This is a genomic window from Vreelandella zhuhanensis, from assembly GCF_009793355.1.
GTDB classification, from domain to species: Bacteria; Pseudomonadota; Gammaproteobacteria; order Pseudomonadales; family Halomonadaceae; genus Vreelandella; species Vreelandella zhuhanensis.
Map to the genome: position 1 here is coordinate 81,765 of NZ_WTKP01000008.1, position 18,659 is coordinate 100,423.

An 18,659-nucleotide genomic window follows, 5' to 3' on the forward strand; every position below is an offset into this window, starting at 1 on the left:
CCGAGTCAGGGTTGGGCTGGGTGTCGATAGTATTGGACGCGAGCATTGAACGGTAGGATAAGATGAGGCTCGAATTAGTTAAAGGAGATACGCATGAGCTTTGCTGGTGAGCAGTATCCCGGCGTCGAAACACCTGCGCCACAAGCAAAAGGGTTTCGCTTGAATCACAGCATGTTGCGAGTCAAGAACCCGCAAAAGGCCTTGGCATTCTATTCGAAAATCCTGGGCATGCGGGTCTTGCGGCGGCTGGATTTCGAGGAAATGCAATTCTCGTTGTATTTCCTGGCGAACCTGGAAAATGCTGACCAGGTTCCCGAAGACACGGCGCAGCGTACTGTCTGGACGTTCAATCAGAAAGGCCTGCTCGAGCTGACCCACAACTGGGGCACCGAGACGCAGGAAGATTTTTCCTACCACGATGGCAATACCGAGCCCCAAGGCTTTGGGCATATTTGTTTCTCGGTGCCGGACCTGGAGGCCGCTCAGGCGTGGTTCGATGAGAACGAAGTGGAATTCATCAAGCGTGCCGACCAAGGCAAGATGAAGGATGTCATCTTCATCAAGGATGTCGACGGTTACTGGATCGAGGTTGTCGAAGCGGCGCGAATGGGTGCCATGGGCGACTAGCCTAGGCGTGAACGGGGAGTACTAATGGCTAAGCTTTTGTTTCGCCTGCATAACGTCACGGATGAAGAAGCCGGCGAGGTGCGCGATCTGCTGGTGTCCCATGGCTTTGATACCTACGAAACCCATGCCGGGTTTTTTCGCATGGGGGTTGAGGCGATCTGGCTGCGAGATGAAGGCCAACTCGACCGGGCGCGTGCAGTGCTCGATGACTACCAGCGGGCACGCGGCACGCGAGTGCGAGCCGAACACCAGGAGGCTCTGGCCCGGGGTGAGGCACCGACCCTGTGGCGTCGGTTGGCGGCTCACCCTGTTCAGGTCCTGCTGGTGTTGATTGCCGTGGCATTGATCGGCGCAATTTCATTGCTGCCCTTCATGACCATGCTCAGTGACTGAAGGCTCAATCGCGATGGATCATAAATGGCCGCGCTTGACATAAAACACCGCACCCTCATCGCCGGCACTGAGCGTGGGGGCAGCACCATCGGGCCAGCGTAGCCAGCTGCCGCTGGGGTAATGAGTGAGGGCGGCGGGGGCATGCGTCTTCAGCTCGCCTTCCAATACCAGAATCTCCTGACCTCCCTTGAGCGGGGAAAAGCTGACTTCGGTACCGGCTGCCCAGCGTTCCAGGCTGACACTTTCATTCTTGTGAGTATGCAGCACCTTATAGGCTACCCCGGGTTGCCGATCGGGCTGCCAAGGGGAAAGCGCGCAATTGCGGGCAAAATGCAGTGTGTCACTGGGGTCGAATTGATGCAGCTTGACGAAAATCAAGGCACCACTGTCGCCTACCGCCGGCGTGTGCGAGGTGCCAATCGGGTTGCGCAGGTAACTGCCGGCAGGATAACGGCCGTGTTCGTCGGCAAACTCGCCTTCCAGAACCAGGATTTCTTCACCGCCTGGATGCGTATGGGGCGAAAAATGGCTATTGGGAGGGTAGCGCACCAAGGAAGTAGCGCGGGCGACTTCTTCGCCTATGCGGTCAAGCCGCATGCGTTCCACTCCGGGTGAAGGGGAGTCTACCCAGTGATACTCAGCGGGCGTCACGCTGGCAAAATGAGAAAAATCGGCGTTTAGACGCATGGTGGCAGAGTCTCCGTGACCACGGCGGGAGCGTCAGTTTCCTTCAAGCGGCATCCTCGATGCAACCCCCTGATATAGCGCGACATCGATACCTTGCCGACAAAAATGCCGCCCGAAGGCGGCGTTAACGCTTGTCACTGGCTCAGTGGCTGTGACCATGCTGATCGTCGTGATCGTCGTGATCGTCGTGATCGTCGTGATCGTCGTGATCGTCGTGATCGTCGTGATTCGGGTTAGCCAGCGCTGTATTAAGTGTTTGGGCATTATGGCGCATCATGCCCAGATAAGTGCTGGCTTCTCCTTCACTGGCCAAGGCATCGGTGTAGAGCGTACCGGCAACCGGCAGGCCGGTTTCCTCGGCCAGCTGATTGAGCACGGCAGGATTGGTCATGTTTTCATGAAACAATGCCTGAACATTCTGCTCACGAATCACATCGATCAGTTGCGCCATGTTGGTGGCGCTGGCCTCCGAGGCACTGGAAAGGCCGGCCGGTGACAAAAAACGTACGCCGTAGGCAGAGGAAAAGTAGCTGAAGGAGTCGTGCCCGGTAATCACACTGGTCGAGTCGGGTATCTCACCGATCAACTGGTGAATTTCCTCATCGGTGGCTTCCAGCTCATTGATGTAACGCTCGGCATTCTCGTGATAAGTAGCGGCATTTTCAGGGTTGGCTTCGATCAGTCCGTCACGAATATTATTGACGTAGACCTTGCCCAAGGTCAGATCCTGCCAGGCGTGAGGGTCGTCGTCACCATGAGCATGGTCATCGTGAGCATCCGCATCCGCATCCGCTGTATCGATACCTGCCGTCGCGGTCACCACTGGGCCGCTGTAATCGCTGGCTTCGATCAACCGCTCCATCCAACCTTCGAATTGCAGGCCGTTGAAGACCACCAAGTCCGCTTCCGAGAGCGCACGGGCATCGCCGGGGCTGGGCGAGTACGCATGGGTATCGCTATCCGGGCCGACCAGCGATGTCACCTCGACATGCTCGCCGCCTACGTTCTCCACCATGTCGGCAAGAATGCTGAAGCTGGTGGTTACCTGAACGCGTTCAGCGGCGATGGCCGCCGGCAGGGCAAGCATGGCGGAAACACCGACCAACCAACGTGAAGAGCAAAAGGAACGCATGTGTTTCTCCTGAAAGGGATGAGCTTAATGAGGGTCTTCCGCACCAAGCGGAATGACACGACGACGAAACTTGGCGGCCAAGCTGTGATGACGCCCCACCAAGGCCGAAACGAGATAGCCGACCCCCGCCAGCAGAATAATGCTCGGCCCGGACGGCAGGTTGAAGTGATACGACACCAACAGCCCGCCGGTGCTGGCGAGCATCGCCCAGACCACGGCAATGCCGATCAGCCCTTCCAGGCGCTTGCTCCAGAAGCGGGCGGTGGTGGCGGGCAGCATCATGAGGCCTACCGCCATCAAGGTGCCCAGCGTCTGGAAGCCGGCGGTCAGGTTGAGTACCACCAAACCAAGAAATACCCCCTGGATCACGCCGCCGCGTATCCCCTGGCCGCGCAGAAACAAGGGGTCGAGGCACTCCACCACCATGGCGCGAAACAAGGTGGCTATCAGCACCACGATCAAGCTACTGATGCCCACGATCAGAATCAGCGCGGTGGTATTGACCGCCAGGATCGAACCAAACAGCACATGCGTCAGATCCACACTGCTGCCGCCGAGCGAGATCAGCATCACCCCGGCCGCCAACGACATGATGAAAAAACTGGCCATCGCGGAATCTTCGCGATGGCCGGTCATCTGCGACACACTGCCGGCCAGCAGCGCCACCAACAGGCCGAACATGACCCCACCCAGGCTCATTACCGGCAGCGAAAACCCCGCCAGCAAGAAACCCAGCGCGATGCCGGGCAATATCGCGTGAGCCATGGCATCGCCGATCAGGCTCATGCCGCGCAATACCAGAAAGACACCCAACGGCGGAGCCGCCAGGGAAAGCGCAAGGCTGGCCACCAATGCCCGGCGCATGAAACCGTATTCGAAAGGGCTGATAAACCAGCTATCAAGCAGAGCCAACATGAATGCTATCCGGAAAGGTGAGAGGCAGGCGCGGTGCCTTGGCGGGTTGGCCGGCATAGCGGCCAAGAATTTCCTTGGGTGACGCCCAGCGACCGTGCCCGCCCGCCAGCATCAGCACTTCATCGGCCAGGCGCGAAAGCTGCTCCATGTCGTGCAACACCACCACCAGGGTGGCACCGTCCTTGGCCATGTCGTGGAAGACATCGATCAACACATCCACGGTTTCGATATCCACGTTGGCGAAGGGCTCATCCAGCAACAGAAGCTCGGCGCCTTGCATCAAGGTACGGCCGATCAGCGCCCGCTGGCGCTGGCCGCCGGAAAGCTCGCCCAACGGCCGGTGAGCCAGGTGGGAAATGCCCAGCCGCGCCATGATCTTGCGACCCTGGCGGTAATGCGCCGCGCAGTAACCCTTCAAGGCGCCGTGGCTGGGCCAGGTGCCGGTCATGATCAGCTCTTCCACGCTCATGGGGAAGGTCAGGTCCAGCGCCAGTTGCTGCGGCAGCCAGGCGCGCCGTTCCTTGGGAACGTCGCATATGATCTTGCCCCCCATCGGGCGAAGCTCCCCCATGATGGCTTGAATCAAGGTGCTCTTGCCCGCCCCGTTGGCGCCGATCAAGGCGGTGATGGCGCCATCCAGAAAGCGACCGTCGAGATGTTCCACCACCATCCGCCCGCTCTGCGCCAGCTGAAGGTCGTGCAGCCGTAGACGTGAGTTGTTTGCGTGCATCACGGCCACCATCCGTTAGCCCAGCCCACCAGCAACCACAGCATGGCCAGAGGGATCAGCGCTAACATCAGGCGGCGCGTGGCAGACAACGACATCAAGGAAAAATGGCAAGGGCCTTCCTCCCGGTGTCGGTGGGCACGGTGCGCCATGAGAAGCATCCTCGCTAAAGGGATTAAGTTATAACATAACATTTAGTGCGAGCCAAGCTCCGCTATTTTATCGCGCCACGCTGAAAGGGCATAGAGTGCAAGGGATTGGTTGATGTGCGTCAGTAGCAAACTGTTCATCCCCACAGCCGTGGGGATGATTCGTGTTCGCCACCACCCTAAACAGCACAAAAAAAGACCGCCGGTCAGGGCGGTCGTCGCAAAGAAGGCGTGGGGTCATCGGTGGGGGGATGAAAGTGCAAGGGTGCTTTGAGCGGGACTTTAATGCACTGAATGCGGGTGGGGCAGGTTTGTAGACGTTGAAGTAAATCGTGGAGAGTGTCGCGGTCCAGTTCCGGATCAAAGCCGCCGATCTTCTCCAGCCAGCTACGCGTGACGGCAAAGTAGGGGGGTAGCAAAGGGGGCTTGTTGAAAAAACGTTGCAGTAATCGTTCGAACAGGCCCGGGCGAGACATGCCGATCATCAACACATCCAGCTTATGAGCGTTCAACCGGGAAATGATTTTCGGCCAGGCAGCCGAGGTGGGGCAGCTTGGCTGGCAGGCAAATACAAACCAGTCAGCCTGGCTGCTCAGGGCGGCATGGTTCAGGCGTTCGCCCAGGGTGAGTTCGGGCGTCAGCAGGCATCGCGCCTGGTAGCGGCTTTCCAGTTGCGAAAGACGCGGGTCGGGCTGGGAGGTCGTCATCAAAAGCTGCACGTGAGAACTCTCCAGCGCTACTGAGTGCAATGCCCCCAGATGACGAGGAAGCATGGCGCCAGTCACTAGGGCATCTGCGATAAAACATAGAGAACCCATTGTGGCTGACTCCGTAGGGGGAAAGCTTGGGCGTAAATACGCTCTAGCGTAATCGATTGTAGTATTTGGTTTATTTGAGTATCAAGTTAAAGTTTTCCCGAAATTGTCGCCATGGAAATTTTTAATTTTGCACTATTTTGGTGCAGTATGAGTTGTTGCTGAGTTTTTTTGGTGCATTGATAGGAAAGGATGAGGGTTTAAATGCGCTAAAAGAGAGCGAGAAAAGCACTGAAATGGATGAGTTTATTTCTTTAAATATCTTAAAATCAGTTATTTATTATTTTTTAGTCGCTATTGGTGCATTTTTGGCACGAACCGTGCATTAATAAAGGCAGGCGCTCAGCACGCATAGTCACATGACGTATGGCGTGCTAAAACAAGAGCCGATTTCTAACTGCCCGATGGCTTCCTGGCACCATTACGCAGAAGCTGCGGTGAGATTGAACGATATCAACGAGTTGATTTGCTGAAAGCCACGCTCATACCGGAGAACACTATGTCAGCCAAGACCCTCGCGCTAATTGAAGAAAATGAGATCAGGTGGGTGGATCTGCGCTTTACCGACACGCGCGGTAAAGAACAGCACGTTACGATCCCCGCTCGCGATGTGGATGAAGAGTTTTTCGAGAACGGCCAGATGTTCGACGGGTCTTCCATCTCCGGCTGGAAGGGTATCAATGAGTCGGACATGATTCTGCGTCCGGAAGATGGCACCGCCTTCCTCGACCCCTTCACCGAAGATGCGACCCTGGTGCTGCGCTGCGACATCATCGAGCCGACCACCATGCAGGGCTACGAGCGCGACCCGCGTTCCATCGCCAAGCGTGCTGAAGCCTACCTGCAGTCTACCGGCATGGGCGACACGGCCTTTTTCGGTCCGGAACCTGAGTTCTTCATCTTCGACGAGGTGCATTGGAAGTCCGATATCGAAGGCTCCATGTACAAGATCACCTCCGAAGAAGGGGCCTGGTCGACGGATCGCACTATCGAAGGCGGCAACCTCGGCCACCGTCCGCGCCTTAAAGGTGGTTACTTCCCGGTTCCGCCGGTAGATAGCTTCCATGACCTGCGCGGCGCCATGTGTAACACCCTGGAAGCCATTGGTCAGACGGTGGAAGTGCATCACCACGAGGTGTCCAACGCCGGCCAGAATGAAATCGGCGTCAGGTTCAACACCTTGGTGAAGAAGGCCGACGAAGTTCAGGAAATGAAGTATGTGATCCACAACGTGGCACACGCCTACGGCAAGACCGCAACCTTCATGCCCAAGCCGCTGGTGGGTGACAATGGTTCCGGTATGCACATCCACCAGTCGTTCTGGAAAGAGGGTGTCAACCAGTTCGCCGGTGAGGAGTACGCGGGACTCTCCGAAATGGCGCTGTACTATATTGGGGGTGTCATCAAGCACGCCCGTGCCTTGAATGCCTTCACCAACGCCTCCACCAACTCCTACAAGCGCCTGGTAGCGGGTTTTGAAGCACCGGTCATGCTGGCCTACAGCGCGCGTAATCGCTCTGCGTCAATTCGTATTCCGTACACGGCAAGCCCCAAGGGCAAGCGCGTCGAAACGCGCTTCCCTGACCCGACCGCCAACCCTTACCTGGCGTTTGCGGCCCTGCTGATGGCGGGTATCGACGGCATCAAGAACAAGATTCATCCTGGCGATGCCATGGACAAGAATCTTTATGACCTGCCCCCGGAAGAAGGCAAGAAGGTGCCGACCGTGGCCTCGAGCCTCGATCAGGCGCTGGAAGCGCTGGACGCCGACCGTGCCTTCTTGACCGAAGGCGGTGTGTTCACCGATGACATGATCGATGCCTACATCGAGCTTCTGAGCGAAGATGTGGAACGTCTGCGCATGGCGACACACCCGCTCGAGTTCGACATGTACTACAGCTGCTGATTCATCTTCATCGTTGCTGTTACGAGACCCTGCTTCGGCAGGGTCTTTGCGTTAGGATGCACTGTTATGGTGCGAAGGCTTAGGCGACAGGATTGCGTCAGTGACTAATATGGCCCCGTCGTTTAAATAAATAGGTCGGTCGTTTAAACAAACGGGTCTGTTGTTTAAACAAAATAGTGCTTAGCCCGTGGCCTACGACATAGCTGGCGTATTTTTTGCATTCTTATTGTCAGGATCTCTATTATCAGGACATCCGCTGCCGGTTTGGCATCGGCTTATTTCTCGTTAACCGAACGGTATTGCCATGACTCACCATGGGGACGCTTCCCCCGGCACGTCTCAGCCGACACTGCTTGGCGCGAGTGATATGTACAAACGCTTGCTGGATCATCTGACCACGGCGGTGTTGCTGCTCGACAGCGAACTCCGGGTGCGCTGGATGAACCCGGCAGCTGAAGCCTTGCTGGCGGTGAGCTTGAGCCGTATCTCGGGGTTCAGCCTGGATACGTTGCTGGGCAATGACGACAGCATCGATGCGATACTGGCTAAGGCACGCGACGCCTTCCACCCCTTCACCCAGCGTGAAGCACGCCTGCGGCCGCTCAATGGCGAGCCATTGACCGTCGATTACACGGTGACGCCCTTATCGGAAGATGAATTACTGCTTGAACTCGAGCCACGCGATCGCTTGATGCAGATTTCCCGTGAAGAAGCGCTGATGACCCGCCAGGAAACGATCAAGGTGCTGGCGCGAGGCCTGGCGCACGAGGTCAAGAACCCCCTGGGGGGAATTCGAGGGGCTGCGCAACTGCTCGAGCGCGACCTGCACGAGCCGGGATTGCGTGAATTCACCCATATCATCGTGGAGGAAGTCGACCGGCTGCGTGATCTGGTGGATTCAATGCTCGGGCCTACTCACGTCATCAAGCACAGCCCTCTCAATATTCATAAGGTACTTGAGCGGGTGCGGTCGTTATTGCACGCCGAGTACCCGGACGTGGAGATCCGCCGCGACTATGACCCCAGCTTGCCGGACCTTTCCGGCGATGAATCGCAGATGATCCAGGCCTTGCTGAATGTGGCACGTAACGCCGTTCAAGCGATGACCGATGCCGAAATGACCGCCCCCGAACTGACGCTGCGTACCCGTGCTCGACGCCAGTTCACCCTGGGGGCCGAACGCCATCGGCTAGTCTGTGAAGTGGGGGTGGTCGATAACGGCCCCGGGGTGCCGGAAAGCCTGCGTGAGACGCTTTTCTATCCCATGGTCTCAGGGCGTGCCGAAGGCAGCGGGCTGGGACTTTCCATCGCTCAATCGATTCTGCATCAACACCAAGGGTTGATCGAATGCGAGTCTAGTCCCGGGCATACCGAATTTCGTTTATTGATTCCGTTGGAGAAGCACCATGACTGAGGTGGCAGGCACTGATGTGGCCCGGGTAGTGATCGTGGACGATGATCGTGCTATTCGCTGGGTGCTGGAGCGCGCCTTGGCGCAACCGGACCTTGAGGTGGAATGCATTGCACGGGCGGACACCTCCCTGACGCGGTTGATCGAGGATCCACCGGATGTGTTGGTCACTGACATTCGCATGCCGGGCATCGACGGCCTGGACTTGCTGGCCCGCCTGCACCAGGCGCATCCGGATCTGCCGGTCATCGTGATGACGGCTCACTCGGACCTGGACAGCGCCGTGGCCTCCTATCAGGGCGGCGCCTTTGAGTACCTGCCCAAGCCGTTCGATGTCGACGAAGCCTTGGCGCTGGTACGCCGGGCGGTGGCTCATGCCCGCGAACGCCGGCGTCCGATTACGGTGCCGGAAGGCTTGAACACCGAAATCATTGGCGAAGCACCGGCCATGCAGGAAGTCTTTCGTGCCATCGGGCGGCTGTCGCATTCGCATATTACCGTACTGATCAACGGTGAATCGGGGACCGGCAAGGAGCGCGTGGCTCAGGCGCTGCACCAGCATAGCCCGCGTGCCGGCAAGCCGTTCATTGCCCTGAACATGGCGGCGATTCCGCGTGACCTGATCGAATCCGAGCTGTTCGGGCACGAAAAGGGGGCCTTCACCGGTGCCACCGCCCAGCGCCAGGGGCGCTTCGAGCAGGCCAATGGCGGCACCTTGTTTCTGGATGAGATCGGGGACATGCCGGCAGAGACGCAGACCCGCTTGCTGCGTGTGCTGGCTGACGGCGAGTTCTATCGGGTGGGCGGGCATCTCTCGGTCAAGGTGGACGTGCGCATCATTGCCGCCACTCACCAGAACCTGGAAACCCTGGTCAATGAAGGCCGCTTTCGTGAAGACCTGTTCCATCGGCTTAACGTGATCCGTATCCATCTGCCCAAGCTGGCGGAGCGCCGCGAGGACATTCCGCGTCTCATGCGGCATTTTCTGGCCGAAGCCGCCACCGAACTTTCCACCGAGGTCAAGGTGCTGACCGCGGACGCCGAGGCGCATCTCACCCACCTGCCCTGGCCGGGGAACGTACGCCAGCTGGAAAACACCTGCCGTTGGCTCACGGTAATGGCCTCCGGGCGCGAAGTGCTGGTGGAAGACCTGCCACCGGAGCTGCGCGCCTCAAACCATAGCGAAGGGGAGCAAGGTGACTGGCGCAACGCTTTTCGAGAATGGGCCGACCATGCCCTGGCCGAAGGCCATACGCACCTATTGGAAGAAGCGGTGCCGGATTTCGAGCGCATTCTGATCGAAACCGCGCTCAAGCATACCGGGGGGCGCAAAGGGGAGGCGGCTGAGCTTCTGGGCTGGGGGCGCAATACGCTGACCCGTAAGCTCAAGACATTATTGCCCGCCTTGGCGGATGAATGAGAGTGAATGGCTCAATGAGTGAAGGACACTTGATCGTCCGGAACCCTATATCTAGTCGCTACTCTCGACTGCCTCGTCCAGGACGTAAACGCCATCGGCGAGGCTTGCATCGGGCGGCTGACAGTCGTTGATGGCCAAGGGTAAAAGCGCCATTTGCCGGCTGATGCCCAAGTCTTGCAGTTGATGGGGAACGCCGTCGCCGTGGATGACATGACCGTAACCCATCAGGCCTACCGCCAGAGAACCATTCTGTGCCGCCGTTGCCAAGCCATCGGCCATGGCCCTGTCCCAGGCCAGCTGAGCCTGGATGAAGCTCTCCAGGGCGGCACCCTCGTTCTTGTCTTGCGCTTGCCCTTCCTGTTTTTCTTCTTCGTTTTCCGCAGCAGGGTTTTCCGCAGCAGGATGGTGTTGAAAGATTTGCGTCAGTCGTTCGCGGTAGGCAGGGGTTGCGGCCTCAGGCGCCGTTATTGCGTGGCGCTCGGATGACGGCACGGCCTGCCATCCTTCCCGGGCCAGGCGTTGGCGCAGCGCCGGTTGGATATTCAGCGCGACCAGCGGGACTTGCTGCATACGGGCGAAATGCAAGATAGGCAGATAAAGCTCAGCATCGATTCCCCACACCTCTTTCCAGTTGCTTTCGCGAATAAATGCTTCTTCGCTAAGCTCGCCCGCTACCCAGGCATCCAATACCGGTTGTACGTCGCGGGGAAGCATTTCCAGACCGATCACCATATCGGAACGGTGCGCATATAGCCCGGCCAGGGTATGCAGCTGCCAGCGGTGATGGGCTTTCTCATCGTGGCGTTCCCCGAGCATCACCACTTCTTGCCGAGCGGCAGTGGCCAGCAATGTTTCGGGTGTCGTCAGGGCACCCTCCATGAACCACTGGCCCGGTGCCAGGCAGGCGTCATCCTCTGCCATGGCAGTGCCGGGTAATGCCGCGAGTATGGCGAGCATCAATACCGCGGTGGCTCGCCCCGGTATGCGTAAGCGATGGGGCATGAAGGCTCCTGACTCAGGATTTCTCCAACGACTGAATCTCGCTCAACAGAGCGTTGGCCTCTTCAGTGAGGGTCGCATTGGCACGCATGTCGCCGTTGCGCGAGGCTTCCATGGCGGCCTGCAGTTTGCGTTCGTAGGCTTGCTGAAGCTTTTTCTTCGGGTCACGTTTGAAGATACTCAACATAAACTATTCCTCTCAATGGAGATCGTGAAACGTACACCCCTTGTAGAGGATTTTGGGACCGCTGTCTAATGGTGGTTCATATTTTTTATTTTTCGCTTGCGGCCGGTTCCAGGCAGGTTTCCAAAAAGCGCCGGAAATCATCGAGTATCGTGTCCAGACTGGCATGCAGGCGATGATCATCATTTAGCAGGCGCAAGGGAAAGCAATAGGCCTGAGCATAGTCAATGATCGGCCCGGGAGGCACGATGTCGTCATTCCAGCCATGAATGATCCGGGTATGCTGCGCCTGGATGACCGGCGAGGATTCCGGGTAGCGATCCAGCCCCAATGCCGGGGCCAGCAGAAAGCAACCCAACAGTGGATGCCTGGCGCTAGCCGCGGCACTCACCCAACCGCCCAGGCTGGAGCCGGCCATGATGCATTGCATGGGGTCGGCGTGACGCTGCTCCAGGGTAGCCAGCAGATGTTGCAGCCGTTCGCTTGGAGAGGACATGCCGCGATAGTCCATCACTACCGCCTCGCAACCGTCCAGGGCTTCCACCACTTCCTTCATGGCTTGCATTTTCATGGCGCCCGGGCCGCTTTCCAGGCCGTGCGAGAGATATACCGTGGTCATGTCGCGCTCCAGGTTGGTTGTTGCGAGCGTATTCGTTGTTTCGAGAATATTCGATCCTAGCTACTTTTTCGCGCTGGCAACAGTCTTGAACCAATGACAGCCTTGAGCCCATAGCCGTGGGCTGGGCGTGGTTTCAGTGGTAGGGTGCCGAAAGCGGACGTTCGCTTTCATAAGGAATTTTCATGAAACAGACCCTCGACCTTCTTGACCGGCTGGTGGCATTCGACACTACTTCCAGCGAATCCAACCTGGCGCTGGTGAATTTCGTTGAGCAATATCTGGCTGAGTATGGCATTCAGGCGGACCGGGTAATGAGCCCCTGCGGCAACAAAGCCAACCTGGTGGCGCGTATCGGCCCCCGGGCGCCGGGCGGCGTGATGCTTTCCGGCCATACGGATGTGGTGCCGGTGAAAGGGCAGCCCTGGTCGACCGACCCCTTTCGCCTGCATGACGACAATGACGGGCGGCTGTACGGGCGGGGTACCTGCGACATGAAAGGCTTCATTGCCTGTGTGCTGGCGATGGTCCCGACATGGTCGCAAGCTGCGCTCAAGCAACCGATTTATCTGGGGTTTTCCTATGACGAGGAAGTCGGCTGCCTGGGCGCGCCGGACTTGATTCGACATTTCTGCCAGAACTACTCCACCAGTGCCCAGGTGATCGTCGGCGAACCGACCGATATGCAACCGGTGGTGGCCCAGAAAGGCGCCACTAACCTGCGTACCCGGATAGTGGGCCGTGAAGCCCACAGCAGCCAGATCAATCAGGGCACCTCGGCGGTTCACGTCGCTGCCCGTCTGGTCACTTATATCGAAGACATCATGCACATGCTGGTGGAAGAAGGGCGGGTGGACCCGGCGTTCAACGTACCGCATACCAGTTTGCATGTGGGCAAGATTGCCGGGGGTACGGCGATCAATATCATGGCCCGGGAATGTCAGTTCGAGTGGGAAATACGTCATCTGCCCACCGACACCTTCGAAACTGTCTTCGAGCGCTTTCAAGCCTATTGCCGCGACATCGAAGCCGGCTTGCGCGACCAGGGCAAGCAGGTCGAGATCAGCACCGAACTGCTCAATACCACCGTGCCGGGGCTGGTGGATCGGGATAACGCCAGGGTGATGGCGCTGGCCAGACGGCACCTGCCGGAAGACTCAGCCGGCTGCCGCCATGCGGTGGCCTACGCCACCGAAGCCGGGCAATTTCAGGCAGGCGGAATGCAGACGATCATTCTGGGGCCGGGGAGTATTGCTCAGGCGCATCAGCCGGATGAATATGTCGAACTCGAGCAGTTGCAGCATTGTGTGGCGTTCTTGCAGCGCTTGGGCAAGGATCTTGAACAGCCTCTTGAGTAAGCCCTTGAGTAAGTCCTTGAAAATAAGCAACGGCCTGAACGAAAACACCCCATTCAGTAAAGTCTGAATGGGGTGTAGTGACGATTGAACGGCGGTCTATCCAAGAACGTGTTACTTACTGCTTCACCACTGACGGCTCCAACACTGATAATCCCAACTCCTCAATGCTGGTAGTCTTCCTCGAAAAGGTCTGCTTTTGCATGACGCATGACATCTTCGCAGGCAGCTTGATGAGCAAGTTGCGTGAGCAGCCCCTGGGTGACTTCGAACCCTTTACCCAGGCAGGTATCGACTTCCTGGCGGCTCACATAGGGGCTTACATTACAGTCAATCTTGATCGTTCTTCCGCCACTGTCCAGCTTGTCTGCGAATTCCCGCAGGCGCCAGGCGATACGCTCTTTCCAGCTGGCTGATTCTTCCGCGCCTTCGTTTACGCTAAACGTGCACTGCCATTCAGGCTTATATACCTTCATGAGAACCTCCTGTGCTTGCTTGGAAAGAATGATCGATCGTGGTTTTGGCTCCGTAATTGAATGTCCTGCTTTGCCACTATACAACAACCTTTCAACAACCGGGATGGCTTTTCGCGTCCATTTGGCGCGCTTTCTTGCTCAATACCCGGTCATTTCCAGATAACCTACGCCCAACACCTCATCGCTTGCGTAATCGGTAACATTTACCTCGCCCTCCCAGTAAGGCACCGAGGTGGCCATCCAGCGATCAGTAAAGGGGGCTTTGATGGCCAGGTCAAGCCCACGCCCCGACACCTGAAGGCGCCACTGGGTGGGCACATCACGCCCAGCCACTCTACTGCTGACCAGCGGCTCCATCACAAGTTCACTGGAAGAGAGCGCCGTGGAGGTCCCTTCGGGGGTGATCCAGGTGCCGGCGCGATAATCCCCGCCGTCTTCCCCGCCGCCGCGTAGCTGAAAGGCCATCAGCTTGTGGCCATCTTCCAGATGCAGGGAAAACCAGTCCCAGCCACGTTGTTGGGGGCTGAGTAACTGGCTGCTCCATTCCCGGTCGAGCCAGCCCTGCCCGCTCACTGCTCGGGTGGTGCCGTCCAAGGTTACTTCGCCTTCGACACGCCAGAACGGCTGGCTGTAGTACATAGACCCTTGGCCATCGGCGGCCTTGCGACTGAAGCCTTCCTCGCCGTGAAGCACCAGCGGGCCTTCAGCGGTCAACTGAAGCCGGTAACTGAAACTGCCCTCGGGGGTGCTTTCTTGGGCACTGACTTCCAGACGCTCGAAGGTATTCTCCTCGGAGGCTTCTACCAAACTTGCCAGCTGCCAATCATCCATCCAGACGCGAAAGGGGATCGCTTGAGCACCGGCCTGACCTTGCTTAAGTGCCGCGCTATTGCCCCGCGCGAAACGCTCGGCGACACGATGCTCTTGGCCTTGAGAAAGGGCGGCATGGGCCATCCACAGCTGATCGGTGGCCCAGGGGCCGGGGTCGTCCGGGCGCTTTTCGGGGGGCAGCAGTGCCTGGCGAAAAAGTGTCCACTGAATGCCTAGCGGCGTACCGCTCGCGTCTTGCAGATTGGCGGTCAGGTACCACCATTCGATGCGGCTGTCGGGATGCGCCGCGTGATCCTCGGGAAAGGAAAGCGTTACGCCGGGGTTGGCTTGCTCATAACCTTGGGTGTCTGCGCCCAGGCCGGCAAACCCCTGGCTGGGGGGTGAATCTGTTGGCTTTTCGGCTTCGAAGAGCCATAGCGTAAGTCCCAGCAGTAGCGCAACGCTGCCCAGCCCTAACCAGAGAAGTAGGCGGCGAGGGTGACGGTTGGCTGGGTTCATGGGTATCGCCTCATGGAATCACCTCAGGTGGCTTCGAACTGGCTGAGCAGTTCTCGGGGTGGGGTTCGCCATAGGCTCAAGACAGGCAGCAGCGCTGCCAATGCCGCCACGCCCACCGCGACGCCTACCGTCAGCAATATTTCCCCGGGAAACAGATGCAAGGGCAGGCGCCAACCGAAGGCCGCGACATTGATCACCGAGACCAGACAGGCGGTCAGCGCGATACCCAACGGCACGGCCAGCAAGGCCGTTACCAAGGCGGCCCCGCACAGCTGGGATAACTGGAGACCTGCCAATCGCGAACGCGTCACGCCCAGCGCCCACAATGGGGCCAGTTGTCGGCGCCGTTCCCGGGACTGGGCCAGCAGTGTCGCCAAGAGTGCCAAGGCGGCAACGCCCAGGGTGAGGGCATTCAGCGCCCGGGTAATGCTGAAAGTACGCTCGAAGATGTCCGTGGCGATCCGTTTGACCTCTTGTTGGTCGGTCAGGGTTTCCACGCCGGTGGCTGCTTCCCGGCGCCCGAAGTGCTCGACAAGCGCATTTTGCACGCTGATTGTATTGGCGCCTGCGTGCAGCACAATACCCAAGGAACTTGGCGGAGCTGCAAAACGCTTGGTTAGCTGCGATGTCGCCAAGGCTACCTCGCCACGGGGGTTGCCGTAATCCGGATAGACGCCTACCACCTGAAGCGTTTGAGGCCCGGTCGGCGAACTCAGCTTGAGCCGGTCTCCCGGCGCGATGCCTTGGGCGATGGCCAGCTGTTCGTTGATCAACGCTTGGCCGGCGGTGATAGCGGCCCAGGCGGCGTCACGTCCGACCAGGGTATTCAGTAGCGGCCAATGCGCTCTTAGCCGTTCGCCGGGCGTAATGCCGAAAACACTCACCGCAAGCGTGAGAGTCCGCGCCGAGCCGTTGGCGGGTAAGGCCTCGAGCAGAGTGGCCTCGGCACTGCTGGTGGGTAACGTCTCGGCGACTTCGGGACGCGCCAGCAGCCAATCGTTGATTTCCTCGAAATACTCAGGCGCCGGTTGCAGGTACAGTTCCGCCGCCAGGCGTTGGTCCAGCCAGTCGAGAAACGTCAGACGAAATCCCCCGACCATGCTGCTGACCCCCAGGTTGGCGGAAAGCGCGATCAGCAATGCCATCATCGCCAGCGCCAGGCGTGGTAATTGCAGCTGCAGGTCCGCCAACGCCCATTGGGCAAGCGGTCTCTTTTTAGCCAGCCGGGCGAGGCCTGCCAGCATCAAGGCCAGCAATGGCGGCAAGCATAGGGCGCTGGCGAGAAGCAGCATGGTGACCAGACCGAAGCCTGCCAGCAAGCCTTCACCGGCAGGCAGGCGAGTGAGCCACAGCCATAATCCCAGTGCCATCAAACCGCCCAGCGCGCCGGCGATACTCATTGTGCGCAGCTGTCGATGAAACCCCGCCCGCCACGCCTGGGCCTGCCCCAAACCGAGCACACTGAGCCGCCCTGCTCGCCAGAGCACCCCTGTTCCTGCGATAAACAACCCGCCCAAGGTCACGCCCAGCCCACCCAGCCAGTAGTGCCAGGGCAGGCTCAGTTCCGCAGCGACCCCGGCCCCGTACAGACTGCCCAGGGTCGCCGCGACATCGGGCAGCAGCGCCTGCGCCAGCCACACACCGCTGACGATGCCCAATAGGGCACCGGCGCCGCCTAATAGTAATAGCTCCAACGCCAGAAGGCCCACCAGCGTGCGACCCGGAACCCCCAAGGCACGCAAGGTGCGCAGCATGCCCAGACGTTGTTCCAGCGCCAGGCCCAGCGCGGCCTGAACGATGAACAGCCCCACCACCAGGGCCAGCAGCGCCAAGGCGGTCAGGTTGAGGTGAAAGCTTTCGGTGAGTTGCCCCGGCGATACCAGGGTGGCGGCAGGGGTCAATAGCAGTGCTTCGGGCACATCGCTGATCTCCCCCGGCCTAGCCACTAGCCGAGTAAAGGTACCCTGGGTCTCAAGCAGCCTGGACGCCGCGGCGATATCCATCAGTAGGGTGTCGGGTGGCAGGTTGGGCGTGAGGACCAGCGGCGGCAATCGGCGGCCGTTTTCCAGCTGCGGACGCGCATTGGCTGCGTCTTGCCGAGCCAGTCCTAACGCTTTCAAGGTGTCCGGTGCCAGTCGGGTCTGATAGGGCGGCGTCATGAAAGCGACCAGCGCTTCCCCGCTTCCGGCGCTGGCAAAGCCGCTATCGTCGGGCAGAGTCAAGGGGTCGATACCCAGAATGTTGAGTCGCACACCCTCGGCACTTTCGACTTCGCCTTCCAGCAGCGGCGAGACCTCTAGTCCGCTGCGACGCAGCTCGATGTAAGTCTCCCGGCTCAACGGCGCGCCGTCACGGCGGGTCAGGCTGTCCAGGTTTTGGGTGAATAACGATTCCGCACGCGCATAACTATCGCGGGCCGATGCATTGATCGCCTGAACGCCGCTCCATAGCGCGCTTGCCACCCACAACCCCAGCAACAGCATCAGCAACTGGCCGGGATGTCGCCGATAATGTGAAAGCAGCGTTCTCATTGCAGTGACTATCATGCGGTAGGCTCCGCCAGATGGCCTCGAGTGAGCTTCAGGCAACGATCCAGCGGGGCGGCGACCTGGGGACTATGAGTGACCAGAAGCAGGGCGCTGCCGCTTTCCTGCACCAGTTCGAGCATCAGCGTCAGCACGTCTTTGGCGCTGGTTTCATCCAGGTTGCCGGTGGGCTCGTCGGCCAGCAACAGCGCAGGGCGTGGCGCCAGGGCGCGGCCGATCGCCAGACGCTGCTGCTGGCCGCCGGAAAGCTGTTCCGGATAACGCCGTTCAAGCCCGGTCAGCCCCAGTCGCTCGACGAGATGGCGCGTCCAGGAGGGGTTCTCGCGACCGGCCAGGCGTGCCTGAAGACGCAGATTGTCCGAGGCATTCAAGCTCGGAACCAGGTGGAACTGCTGGAATACCAGGCCCAGTGACTGACGGCGCAAGCGGGCGCGGCCCGGCTCATCCAGCGTTGCGATGGATATTCCCTGGAAAGTGATCTTTCCTGCATCCGGCAAGTCCAGCCCGGCGGCGAGGTGCAGCAATGTCGACTTGCCGCTGCCTGACTCACCCATCAGCGCCAGGCTTTGGCCCTTCTCCAAGTCCATATCCACGCCGTCCAGTACCCTAAGTGGCCCCTGTGGCGTGGTATAGGCTTTATGTACTTGATGAAATTTCAACATGGATCCCGCCTTGGAAATAATTTTCAGCTATTTGTTTGTAATTAAAAACAATAAGTTATGTTGGGAAAGCTAGCAAATATGCTTTTCCTCATTAAAATTATGCTGCTTTGCAGCAATAATGCACCTATGGTGGTTATGTATGTTTCATCAGGAGCCATTTCATGACGTATTCACCACTGCAATACCATTCGCACGATACGTATGTATTGAAAGTTTGGGCCAACCAGGCACGGATACAGCGCGAAGCCCATGATGCCATAGAGCACCACTTCGACGGCCGACAAGGCAAGTGCGAAAACCAGTAAAGTGG

Annotated in this window: 20 protein-coding genes; 7 read left to right on the top strand and 13 right to left on the bottom strand. The window is 58.9% G+C overall.

The window, feature by feature from the left end:
- Nucleotides 1-93 precede the first annotated feature (93 nt).
- Both gloA and GPM19_RS12000 read left to right on the top strand, forming a co-directional pair.
- Nucleotides 94-627, top strand: coding sequence for a lactoylglutathione lyase (gene gloA, locus GPM19_RS11995; protein WP_160419262.1), 534 nt, complete (start codon nucleotides 94-96; stop codon nucleotides 625-627).
- A 24-nt stretch (nucleotides 628-651) separates the two neighbouring features.
- The gene (locus GPM19_RS12000; RefSeq protein ID WP_160419263.1) at nucleotides 652-1,020 is read left to right on the top strand and encodes a DUF6164 family protein; all 369 of its coding nucleotides are present in this window, start codon (nucleotides 652-654) and stop codon (nucleotides 1,018-1,020) included.
- Between the two features lie 18 nt (nucleotides 1,021-1,038).
- Here GPM19_RS12000 and GPM19_RS12005 read toward each other — a convergent pair whose 3' ends face one another.
- From GPM19_RS12005 to GPM19_RS12025, 6 genes are all read right to left on the bottom strand, one after another.
- Entirely contained in the window at nucleotides 1,039-1,707 is a 669-nt protein-coding gene (locus GPM19_RS12005; protein ID WP_160419264.1) for a cupin domain-containing protein, read from the bottom strand.
- Nucleotides 1,708-1,849: 142 nt separating this feature from the next.
- Nucleotides 1,850-2,839: a metal ABC transporter solute-binding protein, Zn/Mn family gene (locus tag GPM19_RS12010; RefSeq protein WP_160419265.1), complete on the bottom strand. Its 990-nt coding sequence runs from the start codon at nucleotides 2,837-2,839 to the stop codon at nucleotides 1,850-1,852.
- A 24-nt stretch (nucleotides 2,840-2,863) separates the two neighbouring features.
- Nucleotides 2,864-3,754 (bottom strand): metal ABC transporter permease, encoded by an 891-nt coding sequence (locus GPM19_RS12015; RefSeq protein ID WP_160419266.1) that lies wholly within the window; start codon nucleotides 3,752-3,754, stop codon nucleotides 2,864-2,866.
- Nucleotides 3,738-4,484, bottom strand: coding sequence for a metal ABC transporter ATP-binding protein (locus tag GPM19_RS12020; protein ID WP_227842392.1), 747 nt, complete (start codon nucleotides 4,482-4,484; stop codon nucleotides 3,738-3,740). The genes GPM19_RS12015 and GPM19_RS12020 overlap by 17 nt, the downstream gene beginning before the upstream one ends.
- Entirely contained in the window at nucleotides 4,484-4,633 is a 150-nt protein-coding gene (locus tag GPM19_RS15290; protein ID WP_181870691.1) for a hypothetical protein, read from the bottom strand. The genes GPM19_RS12020 and GPM19_RS15290 overlap by 1 nt, the downstream gene beginning before the upstream one ends.
- Before the next feature lie 203 nt (nucleotides 4,634-4,836).
- Entirely contained in the window at nucleotides 4,837-5,448 is a 612-nt protein-coding gene (locus GPM19_RS12025) for a hypothetical protein (RefSeq protein WP_160419268.1), read from the bottom strand.
- A gap of 496 nt (nucleotides 5,449-5,944) precedes the next feature.
- On the opposite strand from GPM19_RS12025, the gene glnA reads away from it, so the two are divergent.
- The 3 genes from glnA to ntrC all read left to right on the top strand — a co-directional run bounded on the left by glnA (nucleotide 5,945) and on the right by ntrC (nucleotide 10,182).
- Nucleotides 5,945-7,351 carry a glutamate--ammonia ligase gene (gene glnA, locus GPM19_RS12030; protein ID WP_160419269.1) on the top strand — a complete coding sequence of 469 codons (1,407 nt, stop codon included), beginning with the start codon at nucleotides 5,945-5,947 and terminating at the stop codon, nucleotides 7,349-7,351.
- Between the two features lie 367 nt (nucleotides 7,352-7,718).
- On the top strand, nucleotides 7,719-8,765 hold the full coding sequence (glnL, locus tag GPM19_RS12035) for a nitrogen regulation protein NR(II) (protein WP_160419396.1): 1,047 nt from the start codon (nucleotides 7,719-7,721) through the stop codon (nucleotides 8,763-8,765).
- Complete coding sequence (gene ntrC, locus GPM19_RS12040; protein WP_160419270.1) at nucleotides 8,758-10,182, top strand: nitrogen regulation protein NR(I); 1,425 nt, start codon at nucleotides 8,758-8,760, stop codon at nucleotides 10,180-10,182. Before glnL ends, ntrC begins: the two co-directional genes overlap by 8 nt.
- A 51-nt stretch (nucleotides 10,183-10,233) precedes the next feature.
- Here ntrC and GPM19_RS12045 read toward each other — a convergent pair whose 3' ends face one another.
- From GPM19_RS12045 to GPM19_RS12055, 3 genes are all read right to left on the bottom strand, one after another.
- On the bottom strand, nucleotides 10,234-11,184 hold the full coding sequence (locus GPM19_RS12045; RefSeq protein ID WP_227842394.1) for a ChaN family lipoprotein: 951 nt from the start codon (nucleotides 11,182-11,184) through the stop codon (nucleotides 10,234-10,236).
- A gap of 13 nt (nucleotides 11,185-11,197) precedes the next feature.
- Nucleotides 11,198-11,368, bottom strand: coding sequence for a DUF6435 family protein (locus tag GPM19_RS12050; protein ID WP_160419271.1), 171 nt, complete (start codon nucleotides 11,366-11,368; stop codon nucleotides 11,198-11,200).
- Between the two features lie 85 nt (nucleotides 11,369-11,453).
- Complete coding sequence (locus GPM19_RS12055; protein WP_160419272.1) at nucleotides 11,454-11,984, bottom strand: alpha/beta hydrolase; 531 nt, start codon at nucleotides 11,982-11,984, stop codon at nucleotides 11,454-11,456.
- Nucleotides 11,985-12,166: 182 nt separating this feature from the next.
- Between GPM19_RS12055 and argE the strand changes: the two genes are divergently transcribed.
- On the top strand, nucleotides 12,167-13,339 hold the full coding sequence (gene argE / locus GPM19_RS12060) for an acetylornithine deacetylase (RefSeq protein WP_160419273.1): 1,173 nt from the start codon (nucleotides 12,167-12,169) through the stop codon (nucleotides 13,337-13,339).
- Nucleotides 13,340-13,500: 161 nt separating this feature from the next.
- Here the strand turns inward: argE and GPM19_RS12065 are convergent, their stop codons facing one another.
- From GPM19_RS12065 to GPM19_RS12080, 4 genes are all read right to left on the bottom strand, one after another.
- On the bottom strand, nucleotides 13,501-13,812 hold the full coding sequence (locus GPM19_RS12065) for a hypothetical protein (RefSeq protein ID WP_114485745.1): 312 nt from the start codon (nucleotides 13,810-13,812) through the stop codon (nucleotides 13,501-13,503).
- 138 nt (nucleotides 13,813-13,950) lie between these two features.
- Nucleotides 13,951-15,141: a lipocalin-like domain-containing protein gene (locus GPM19_RS12070; RefSeq protein ID WP_160419274.1), complete on the bottom strand. Its 1,191-nt coding sequence runs from the start codon at nucleotides 15,139-15,141 to the stop codon at nucleotides 13,951-13,953.
- A 23-nt stretch (nucleotides 15,142-15,164) separates the two neighbouring features.
- Nucleotides 15,165-17,687 (bottom strand): ABC transporter permease, encoded by a 2,523-nt coding sequence (locus tag GPM19_RS12075; RefSeq protein WP_160419275.1) that lies wholly within the window; start codon nucleotides 17,685-17,687, stop codon nucleotides 15,165-15,167.
- Nucleotides 17,684-18,349 carry an ABC transporter ATP-binding protein gene (locus GPM19_RS12080; protein WP_160419276.1) on the bottom strand — a complete coding sequence of 222 codons (666 nt, stop codon included), beginning with the start codon at nucleotides 18,347-18,349 and terminating at the stop codon, nucleotides 17,684-17,686. The genes GPM19_RS12075 and GPM19_RS12080 overlap by 4 nt, the downstream gene beginning before the upstream one ends.
- Nucleotides 18,350-18,510: 161 nt before the next feature.
- Between GPM19_RS12080 and GPM19_RS12085 the strand changes: the two genes are divergently transcribed.
- Nucleotides 18,511-18,654, top strand: a complete 144-nt coding sequence (locus GPM19_RS12085) for a hypothetical protein (RefSeq protein WP_160419277.1) — start codon at nucleotides 18,511-18,513, stop codon at nucleotides 18,652-18,654.
- The last annotated feature ends 5 nt before the right edge of the window (nucleotides 18,655-18,659 follow it).

Excerpts from the sequence above, each read along its gene's own strand:
- GPM19_RS12055 (WP_160419272.1), bottom strand. The coding sequence starts at position 11,984 with ATGACCACGGTATATCTCTCGCACGGCCTGGAAAGCGGCCCGGGCGCC.
- gloA (WP_160419262.1), top strand. The coding sequence starts at position 94 with ATGAGCTTTGCTGGTGAGCAGTATCCCGGCGTCGAAACACCTGCGCCA.
- GPM19_RS12000 (WP_160419263.1), top strand. The coding sequence starts at position 652 with ATGGCTAAGCTTTTGTTTCGCCTGCATAACGTCACGGATGAAGAAGCC.
- GPM19_RS15290 (WP_181870691.1), bottom strand. The coding sequence starts at position 4,633 with ATGGCGCACCGTGCCCACCGACACCGGGAGGAAGGCCCTTGCCATTTT.
- GPM19_RS12050 (WP_160419271.1), bottom strand. The coding sequence starts at position 11,368 with ATGTTGAGTATCTTCAAACGTGACCCGAAGAAAAAGCTTCAGCAAGCC.
- GPM19_RS12010 (WP_160419265.1), bottom strand. The coding sequence starts at position 2,839 with ATGCGTTCCTTTTGCTCTTCACGTTGGTTGGTCGGTGTTTCCGCCATG.
- ntrC (WP_160419270.1), top strand. The coding sequence starts at position 8,758 with ATGACTGAGGTGGCAGGCACTGATGTGGCCCGGGTAGTGATCGTGGAC.
- GPM19_RS12065 (WP_114485745.1), bottom strand. The coding sequence starts at position 13,812 with ATGAAGGTATATAAGCCTGAATGGCAGTGCACGTTTAGCGTAAACGAA.
- GPM19_RS12080 (WP_160419276.1), bottom strand. The coding sequence starts at position 18,349 with ATGTTGAAATTTCATCAAGTACATAAAGCCTATACCACGCCACAGGGG.
- argE (WP_160419273.1), top strand. The coding sequence starts at position 12,167 with ATGAAACAGACCCTCGACCTTCTTGACCGGCTGGTGGCATTCGACACT.
- GPM19_RS12085 (WP_160419277.1), top strand. The coding sequence starts at position 18,511 with ATGACGTATTCACCACTGCAATACCATTCGCACGATACGTATGTATTG.
- GPM19_RS12025 (WP_160419268.1), bottom strand. The coding sequence starts at position 5,448 with ATGGGTTCTCTATGTTTTATCGCAGATGCCCTAGTGACTGGCGCCATG.
- GPM19_RS12070 (WP_160419274.1), bottom strand. The coding sequence starts at position 15,141 with ATGAACCCAGCCAACCGTCACCCTCGCCGCCTACTTCTCTGGTTAGGG.
- GPM19_RS12015 (WP_160419266.1), bottom strand. The coding sequence starts at position 3,754 with ATGTTGGCTCTGCTTGATAGCTGGTTTATCAGCCCTTTCGAATACGGT.
- GPM19_RS12020 (WP_227842392.1), bottom strand. The coding sequence starts at position 4,484 with ATGCACGCAAACAACTCACGTCTACGGCTGCACGACCTTCAGCTGGCG.
- glnL (WP_160419396.1), top strand. The coding sequence starts at position 7,719 with ATGTACAAACGCTTGCTGGATCATCTGACCACGGCGGTGTTGCTGCTC.
- glnA (WP_160419269.1), top strand. The coding sequence starts at position 5,945 with ATGTCAGCCAAGACCCTCGCGCTAATTGAAGAAAATGAGATCAGGTGG.
- GPM19_RS12075 (WP_160419275.1), bottom strand. The coding sequence starts at position 17,687 with ATGATAGTCACTGCAATGAGAACGCTGCTTTCACATTATCGGCGACAT.
- GPM19_RS12045 (WP_227842394.1), bottom strand. The coding sequence starts at position 11,184 with ATGCCCCATCGCTTACGCATACCGGGGCGAGCCACCGCGGTATTGATG.
- GPM19_RS12005 (WP_160419264.1), bottom strand. The coding sequence starts at position 1,707 with ATGCGTCTAAACGCCGATTTTTCTCATTTTGCCAGCGTGACGCCCGCT.